Annotated in this window: 6 protein-coding genes; 2 read left to right on the plus strand and 4 right to left on the minus strand. The window is 69.4% G+C overall.

Annotation, left to right across the window (positions count from 1 at the left end; genetic code table 11):
- Positions 1-656 precede the first annotated feature (656 nt).
- On the plus strand, positions 657-1,094 hold the full coding sequence (locus ACQP17_RS01840; protein WP_433859809.1) for a VOC family protein: 438 nt from the start codon (positions 657-659) through the stop codon (positions 1,092-1,094).
- 48 nt (positions 1,095-1,142) lie between these two features.
- Here the strand turns inward: ACQP17_RS01840 and ACQP17_RS01845 are convergent, their stop codons facing one another.
- Positions 1,143-2,135 (minus strand): amidohydrolase family protein, encoded by a 993-nt coding sequence (locus ACQP17_RS01845; RefSeq protein WP_433854603.1) that lies wholly within the window; start codon positions 2,133-2,135, stop codon positions 1,143-1,145.
- A gap of 70 nt (positions 2,136-2,205) precedes the next feature.
- Positions 2,206-3,837, minus strand: coding sequence for an FAD-dependent monooxygenase (locus ACQP17_RS01850; protein WP_433854604.1), 1,632 nt, complete (start codon positions 3,835-3,837; stop codon positions 2,206-2,208).
- Positions 3,838-4,191: 354 nt separating this feature from the next.
- On the opposite strand from ACQP17_RS01850, the gene ACQP17_RS01855 reads away from it, so the two are divergent.
- Entirely contained in the window at positions 4,192-5,445 is a 1,254-nt protein-coding gene (locus tag ACQP17_RS01855) for a cytochrome P450 family protein (RefSeq protein WP_433854605.1), read from the plus strand.
- A 106-nt stretch (positions 5,446-5,551) separates the two neighbouring features.
- On the opposite strand, the gene ACQP17_RS01860 is transcribed toward ACQP17_RS01855, so the two are convergent.
- Both ACQP17_RS01860 and ACQP17_RS01865 read right to left on the minus strand, forming a co-directional pair.
- Positions 5,552-6,064, minus strand: coding sequence for a GNAT family N-acetyltransferase (locus ACQP17_RS01860; protein WP_433854606.1), 513 nt, complete (start codon positions 6,062-6,064; stop codon positions 5,552-5,554).
- Positions 6,065-6,868: 804 nt separating this feature from the next.
- A complete protein-coding gene (locus tag ACQP17_RS01865) occupies positions 6,869-7,072 on the minus strand; it encodes an MbtH family protein (protein ID WP_093488359.1) in 204 nt (67 codons plus the stop codon).
- Positions 7,073-7,140: the final 68 nt, after the last annotated feature.

Here is a 7,140-nt window from a genome sequence, read left to right on the forward strand (position 1 = left end):
ACGGGTTCCCACGCGCGCACGGGGCGACCGGTCCAAGGCCGTACGGGATTTCTCGTGGTATGCCCGTGGGGAGGGAGCGGTCCGTACGAGGCGGAGGTGGGGTTGTGCGAGAGAGTCGGGCATCCGGGGTGCGGGGTCTGCTGAGAATCCGTCCGACGCCACGGTGGATCGTGCCGCTTTTCACCGGGCTGGGTCTGGCACTCGTTCCCTGGACGCTCTATCTGGCGCTCACCCTTCCCCGACGGGCCACGCTGGATTCCTACGACGCCCCCTGGGTGGGATTCGACATCGGCCTGTCCGGGCTCATTCTGCTCACGGCCGTGCTCGCCCACCGCCGACACCGGCAGGTGAGTCTCGCGGCCGTGGCGGTCTCGACCATGCTGGTGGCCGATGCCTGGTTCGATGTGACGACCACCCCCGGCGGGGAAACGCGGGGCATCGCGGTGGCCCTGGCCATCGCCTTCATCGTCGAACTCCCCCTCGCGGGGCTGTCGTTGTGGCTCGCGCTGACCGCCGGTGATCTGATCGGCGGGCCGCTCCCGGACCGCCCCACGGCGGCAGCGGCCCCCGGCGGGGCGCGGCCCGCGCTCCGCCGGACCGACGACGAGACCGGGCGCCTGCGCGGCGGCGGCCGCCGCTCACGGCACAGTGGGGGCATGAACGCAGACGACAGGGAGATGCTGGCCCGGGGACGTGTGGCGACCCGGCTGCCGGCCCAGGACCTGGACCGGGCGCGGCGCTTCTACGCCGAGCGGCTCGGGCTGGAGCCCGTCGACGAACGGCCCGGTGGGCTGCTGTACCGGTGCGGGGGCGTCGACTTCGTGCTGTTCCGGTCGACGGGCGCCTCACCCGGCACGTTCACCCAGATGGCCTGGGAGGTCGAGGACATCGAGCGCGTCGTGTCGGCGCTCGAACGGCGCGGTGTGGTCTTCGAGGAGGTCGACCTGCCCGGTCTGCTGGGCGGCGGTCGGACGACGGACGGCATCGCCGAGATCGACGGGAACTACCCGAGCAAGGGCGCGCGCGGTGAACGCGGCGCCTGGTTCCGGGACAGCGAGGGAAACCTGCTGGGCATCGGCCAGCTCGTCCTCTGAGCGGGCGGCCGTGCCAGGGCCCGCCGGTGTGCCGGAACCGCCGGCGGGTCAGAGCTGCGCGAGGCCCGGCATCAGGTGCAGCGCGTTGTCCCGGTTGATGCCGCGCCGCTGCTCGTCGGTGAGTGCCGGATCGCGGTCCAGGGCCGGGGCCACGACGTCGGTGATGATGTCGGCCGAGGTGGGCGGCCAGTCGGTGCCGTAGAGGATCCGGTCGGGAGCGACGGTGGAGATCAGGGTGGGAGTGGCCGCGGGGGACATCGGTGCGGCGGTGTCGTAGTAGAAGCGGTGCAGGTAGTCGCGGACCCGGGCGGGTTCGATCTTCGGGGTGAGCATGTGCCCGAAGAGTTCCAGGCGGGTGGCCATGTAGGGCAGGAAGCCGCCGCCGTGGGGAAGGATGAACGAGAGGTTCGGGTAGCGGTCCAGGGTCCCGTTCAGGATGAGGCTGACGGCCGCGCGGGTGGTGTCCAGCAGGAAGTCGCAGAGGAAGGGCGGCAGCCCCGGCATCACCGGGCCGGAGGGCATCTCCATGGGGTGGGTGCTGACGACCGCCGACCGTTCGTTGAGTTCGGCGAGCAGCGGTTCCTGGGCCGGGTTGCCGAGGTATTCGCCCTTCATGCTGGTGCGGGTGCTCACGCCGACGGCGCCGTAGTCGTCGAGGCCCTTGCGCACGGACCAGCTCGACGTCTCCAGGTCGTCGAGGAAGACCGGGGTGAAGAAGGCGAAGCGCCGGGGGTGGGCCCGGGCGAGGTCGGACATCGCCTGCAGCGAGATCTGCAGGCCTTCCTTGCGCTGGTGGGGGTCCTGTGCGGGGCTGCCCGGCATGGCGGCGGTCAGCACGCTGGTGCTGATCTGCGCCTTGCTCATCATGGCCAGCGTGGTGTCCTGGTCCCAGTGCGCCCACCAGGGCAGCTTCTCGCGTCGCGTCACCCCCTTGCTCTCGGCCCAGTCGATCCAGGCCGGTGCCGTGAAGTGGTGGTGGACGTCCACCCGGCCGTGCGCGGTGCCGTGGTCGGTGTGCTGCTCGGGCGAGGTCACGTGCATCTCCCTGCTCTGAACGGTCCGGTGGGCGGGGTGGGGCGTGGCTGCCGGGGCGTGGTGCGCGCCCGGGGCGCTAGGCGCGGTGCAGGACCGTGGTGAGCACGTCCGTCAGCGCCTGCTGCGGATCGGCGGCACCGCCCTCCGACTTCCATGCCACGAAGCCGTCGGGGCGGACGAGCACCGCACCGTCGTCGTGCGTGCCGTGCAACTGCGCCCAGTCCACTCCGGGTTCCGGGAGCAGGTCGCAGTCCGCGGCGGTGCCGATGAGGTGGGCGGCGAGCGGCACGTCCAGCTCTTCCGCCACGGTGCGCGCAGCGGCCCGCCACGGGCCGCCCGCGGCACCGCCGAGGAGCGTCAGGGACGTCTCGTAGAGGTCCAGCGTGGAGATCCGCTTGCCGCGGTGCTCGACCCACATGTGGGGTGCCCGGCTGCCGAGCGCTCCGCCCAGTGCGAACGTGCGGGGGACGACCTCGGCGGCCGGGTCGCTGCCCGGAACGGCGTCCGAGGCGTAGCGGTAGCACAGGGCGACGGTGAGCAGGTCGGCCGGGTCGTTGTTCCGGGAGGCCGCCGCGGTGTAGCCGGGGTGCTGTTCCTCCACGGCCTGCTGGGAGGCGCGCAGGGTGGTGGCCAGGGCGACCGACCGGCGTTCCGGCTGATAGGTGTCCAGCAGTGCGGGGCCGGCCCAGCCCTGCAGGACGGCGGCCATTTTCCAGGCCAGATTGTGTGCGTCCTGAATTCCGGTGTTCGAGCCGAACGCGCCCGTCGGGGGCATCTCGTGGGCCGAGTCGCCGGCCAGGAAGACCCGGCCCCTGCCGTAGCTGTCGGCCACTCTGTTCGCCGCGTGCCAGGGGGCCTTGCCGGTGATTTCCACATCGATGTCGGGGTCGCCGGCCGCGGCACGGATATGGGCGGTCAGGCGCTGGTCGGTGAAGGCGTCCAGGGTCTCACCGCGGTCGTATGCCCAGGGGACGTGGAATACCCACTGCTCGTCATTGTCGACCGGCAGCAACGCGCCCTCGCCGTCCGGGTTGGTGATGTAGCAGACGACGAACCGGCGGTCACCCACGACGTTTTTGAGGTTCTTGCTGCGGAAGGTGACGCTGACATTGTGGAACAGGGTTCCCGGGCCGGAATGCGTGATACCGAGAGTGCCGCGCACCGGACTGCGGGGGCCGTCGGCGGCAATGAGGTATTGGGCGTGCACCGCTTGCGACTCGCCGGTCTCCCGGTTGTGCAATTGGGCGTGGATGCCGCCGCCGTCCTCGGTGTAGGAGGTGAGTTCGGTGCCGAACCGGATGTCGCCGCCCTGGCCCCGGGCGTACTTCAGCAGCACCGGCTCCAGGTCGTTCTGGCTGCACAGACACCATCCGGAGGGGGTGATGCTGGACAGTGTGGAATCCGGGTCGATGCGCGGGATGATCCAGCGCTGCTCGTCGCCGGCGAGTCTTTCCGTCTGCAATACCCCGTCGTTCCCCGACAGCGCGGAGGCCGCCCTGCGGATCTCCGGCTCGACGCCCGCGGTGCGGAACAGCTCCATGGTGCGGATATTGTTGCCGCGGCCCCGCGGGTGAATGGACGTCTCCGCGTGCCGCTCGACCAGGAGGTGTTTCACCCCCAGACGGCCGAGGAACACCGAGGCGGACAGCCCGACCAGGGAACCTCCCGCAATGAGTACCGGCACGGATTCTGCGGCACTGTCACTCATGTTCGTTCCTCTGGTCGGCGTCCTGAAGGCCAGGGCTGACGGGTGCGGTCCCTGTGGGCTCAACTCTCGATCGGCGGCCTTTTGACGCGCGAGTTCTGCTGGTCCGATCGGGACCCCGACACGCCGGGTCCCGCTTTCCCTTACGGGCCCGGATAAGGCAGCCCGGTAAGTCGCTGGAGAGCCTCGAACGGGCTAATGCCGATGTTTCGTACGTGACGGCCCCGGGAACTTTTCGAACGGCCCTCAGCATTCCTTCCGCGGGTTCTTCCGCGGCGCATGCGAGGCCCGATCTCTCCGAATGCAGCATTCCTCCCGGCTGCAGTTCCAGCGGCAGCCCCTACTCCAGGATGAGCCGTGACAGACGTACATGAGTCCTCAGACGCCGCAGCTGCCGCCTCCGCGTGCACACCGGAGTTCCGCACGAACCCGCACCCCGTCTACGCGCAGTTGCGGGAGGACACTCCGGTCTGTCCGCTGCTCCCCCCGCACGGCGTGGAGACGTACCTGATCACCCGGTACGACGACGCGCGGGCCGCGCTGGCGGACCCCCGGTTCAGCAAGGACATGTACGGGGCCATGGACGCCTACCAGCGGATCTTCGGCGACTCCTCGGTGGCGCTGGACGACAACATGCTGTTCTCCGACCCGCCCAAGCACACGCGGCTGCGCCGGGTCGTCAACGGCGCGCTCACCCCGCGCCGGGTGGAGGCACTGCGTCCGCGGGTGCAGGAGATCGCGGACGCGCTGCTCGACCGGTGCTCGACCACCGAACCGGTGGACCTGCTGCCCTCCTTCGCCTTCCCGCTGCCGCTGAACGTGATCTGTGAACTGCTCGGCGTGCCGGAGCACGAGCGCGAGCAGGCCCACACCTGGTCCGTGACGGTGGCCAAGACCGGATTCGGTCCCGAGGCGAAGAAGGCGCTGGAGGAAGCGGAGGGGAATCTGCGCAATTACCTGGTGGAACTCATCGCCCGCAAGCGGCGCAACCCCGGTGAGGATCTGCTGAGCGCGCTGATCACCGCGCAGGACCAGGACGGGGCGCTGACCGACAGCGAATTGGTCTCGACCGCCTGGGTTCTGCTCTTCGCCGGCCACAAGACCACGGCCTACCTGATCGGGAACTCCGTCTACCATCTGCTCACCCAGCAGGACCAGCTGCGCATGATGAAGCAGGATCCGGCTCTTTTCCCGCAGGCCATCGAGGAATTGCTGCGGTATGAGGGGTCCGTCGAGAACTCGACCTTCCGCTACGCCACCGAAGACGTCAAGATGCGCAACGTGCTCATCCCCAAGGGCGCGCTCGTGCAGATCGCCATCTCTTCCGCGAACCGGGACCCGGAGGCATTCGCCGAACCGGACCGGCTCGATCTGATGCGCGAGGGTGTGCAGAGCACCCACATCGCCTTCGGCCACGGTCCGCACTATTGCGTGGGCGCCCCGTTGGCCCGGCTCGAAATGCAGATCGCGCTCACCACGCTGTTCCGCCGGTATCCCGACATCTCCCTGGCCGTTCCGCCGGGGGACGTGCAATGGCTCACCGTGCCGTTCCCGGCGTTCCGCGGACTGGTCGAACTGCCCGTCTCACTGGAGCCGGGCCGCACCCGCTGACGGACACAGGGAGGCGTGGCGCGGGCTGCTCGTGGCGGCCGCCGGCCGAAGCGGGCCGGCGGGCGAGGTCACGGCAGCCCGGCCACGGGGGCGGGACGGCCGGGCGTCAGGTGCGGACACCGACCGGTATCACCACCATCTTGGTCACCGTGCCGTCGTCCCCGACGACATCGCGGAGGTGGCGGGAGCCCATCTTGCCGGCCAGTCCCAGGCAGGCGGAGTTCTCGGCGCCGACCATGCCGTAGACCTCGCCGACCTTCAGGGTGTCGGCCGCGTAGTCCAGCAGCCCCTGCACGAGTTCGGTTCCCAGGCCCTGGCCCCAGTGTTCCCTGACGAGCGCGGCGACGGCCTCGTAGCCGTCGACATTGCCGGTCTTCTTGATCTCCGCGTGGCCCACATACACGCCGCCGGACCACACCGCCCATACGTCGAACATGTTCTTCGCGTAGACCTCGGTGAGGATGGACCGGAATATCGAACGGATCTCCTTTTCCGGTGCTCTCTCCTGACCCATCCAGCGACAGACGACCTCATCTCTGAGCAGGGCCACGAAGACCTCCTCGTCCTCGGGCCGGTAGGGGGCGAACACCAGACGGTCGGTGTGCAGGGTAGGAGTCATGGCGGAGTCCTTCGCATTCGTGGGTGCCGGGAGATCCCGGAGGCGTGAGAAGTGATGCCGAGCCAGTGGGGGGCCGGCGGAAGTTCGGGAAGTGCACCGTCGCGGAGCGGTCAGGGACCGTTCACCGGGGATGAGCGTGGGGGTGTGAGTCCTTCTTCACCGGCCGGTGGCAGAACTGCTCCGCGTTCACCGCAGCCCCCTCACCCCGTCAACGTCCTGAATTCCGCACTCAGGTACGTGTTCTGCGCGTGATGCACTCCACTGGTATAGCGCAAGAGGCCATCTTTCGTCACTAGCCAGCACCTAAGCGGAATGCCCGCCAATTTGGACGTACGTCAGCATCAGTAGGCGATCACTTACAGGGGTGGTAGGAGAGCGGTATTCAGCGGAACTTCGCCACTCACTTCGCGGGAACGAGAAACGTCCGGGCGGAGGTTGTGCTAGGGGGTGTCTTCAAAGTCCCGTCGTTCGCCCGTAGGCGGGACTTTGAAGACACCCCCTTAGCGCGGGCGCGGCACTCGTGGGGCCGACACAAGGGCAGGAGCGAGCCCGGCGCGGCGCCCATGGGTGTGGGGGCAGCCAGGGCGGAACAACTCCCGTAGGTGGCTCCTGAGTTCGCTGACGGGCCGCTCATGTGCGGTCCTCGGCAGGGCGGGGCGCGCACGGGGCCTCCGGGGCACGGTGGCTCTCCGGGGCGTGGGGGCGTGGGCGCGTGCCTTCGGGGCCGGGCGGAGTCGCGGGGCCCGCAAGGAGGGGGTGGAGAACGCGCGGGGCGCGGCGGGTTGCCGCGCCCCGCGGGGCGGTTCAGGAGCCGGCGTTCTCCATGCGCTCACGCAGGCTGCGCGGCCGCATGTCGGTCCAGACCTCGTCGACGTAGGCGGAGCACTCGTCCTGGGTTCCCTCCTTGCCGACGGCCTGCCAGCCGGCAGGGATCTCCAGGTCGGCCAGCCACAGCGAGTACTGGTCCTCGTCGTTGCGCAGCACCTGGTAGCGGGCGTTCTCGTCCATGTCGTGCTCTCCGATCGTTGGTTGCTTCACGGGGTGGATTCATCTGGTGGATTCACTCGGTGGTCTCG

This window comes from Streptomyces kronopolitis (assembly GCF_050953795.1).
Taxonomy (GTDB): Bacteria; Actinomycetota; Actinomycetes; order Streptomycetales; family Streptomycetaceae; genus Streptomyces; species Streptomyces kronopolitis_A.

Bases quoted from the DNA above. Each gene is read 5' to 3' on its own strand.
- ACQP17_RS01840 (WP_433859809.1), top strand. From the start codon at position 657: ATGAACGCAGACGACAGGGAGATGCTGGCCCGGGGACGTGTGGCGACC.
- ACQP17_RS01845 (WP_433854603.1), bottom strand. From the start codon at position 2,135: ATGCACGTGACCTCGCCCGAGCAGCACACCGACCACGGCACCGCGCAC.
- ACQP17_RS01850 (WP_433854604.1), bottom strand. From the start codon at position 3,837: ATGAGTGACAGTGCCGCAGAATCCGTGCCGGTACTCATTGCGGGAGGT.
- ACQP17_RS01860 (WP_433854606.1), bottom strand. From the start codon at position 6,064: ATGACTCCTACCCTGCACACCGACCGTCTGGTGTTCGCCCCCTACCGG.
- ACQP17_RS01865 (WP_093488359.1), bottom strand. From the start codon at position 7,072: ATGGACGAGAACGCCCGCTACCAGGTGCTGCGCAACGACGAGGACCAG.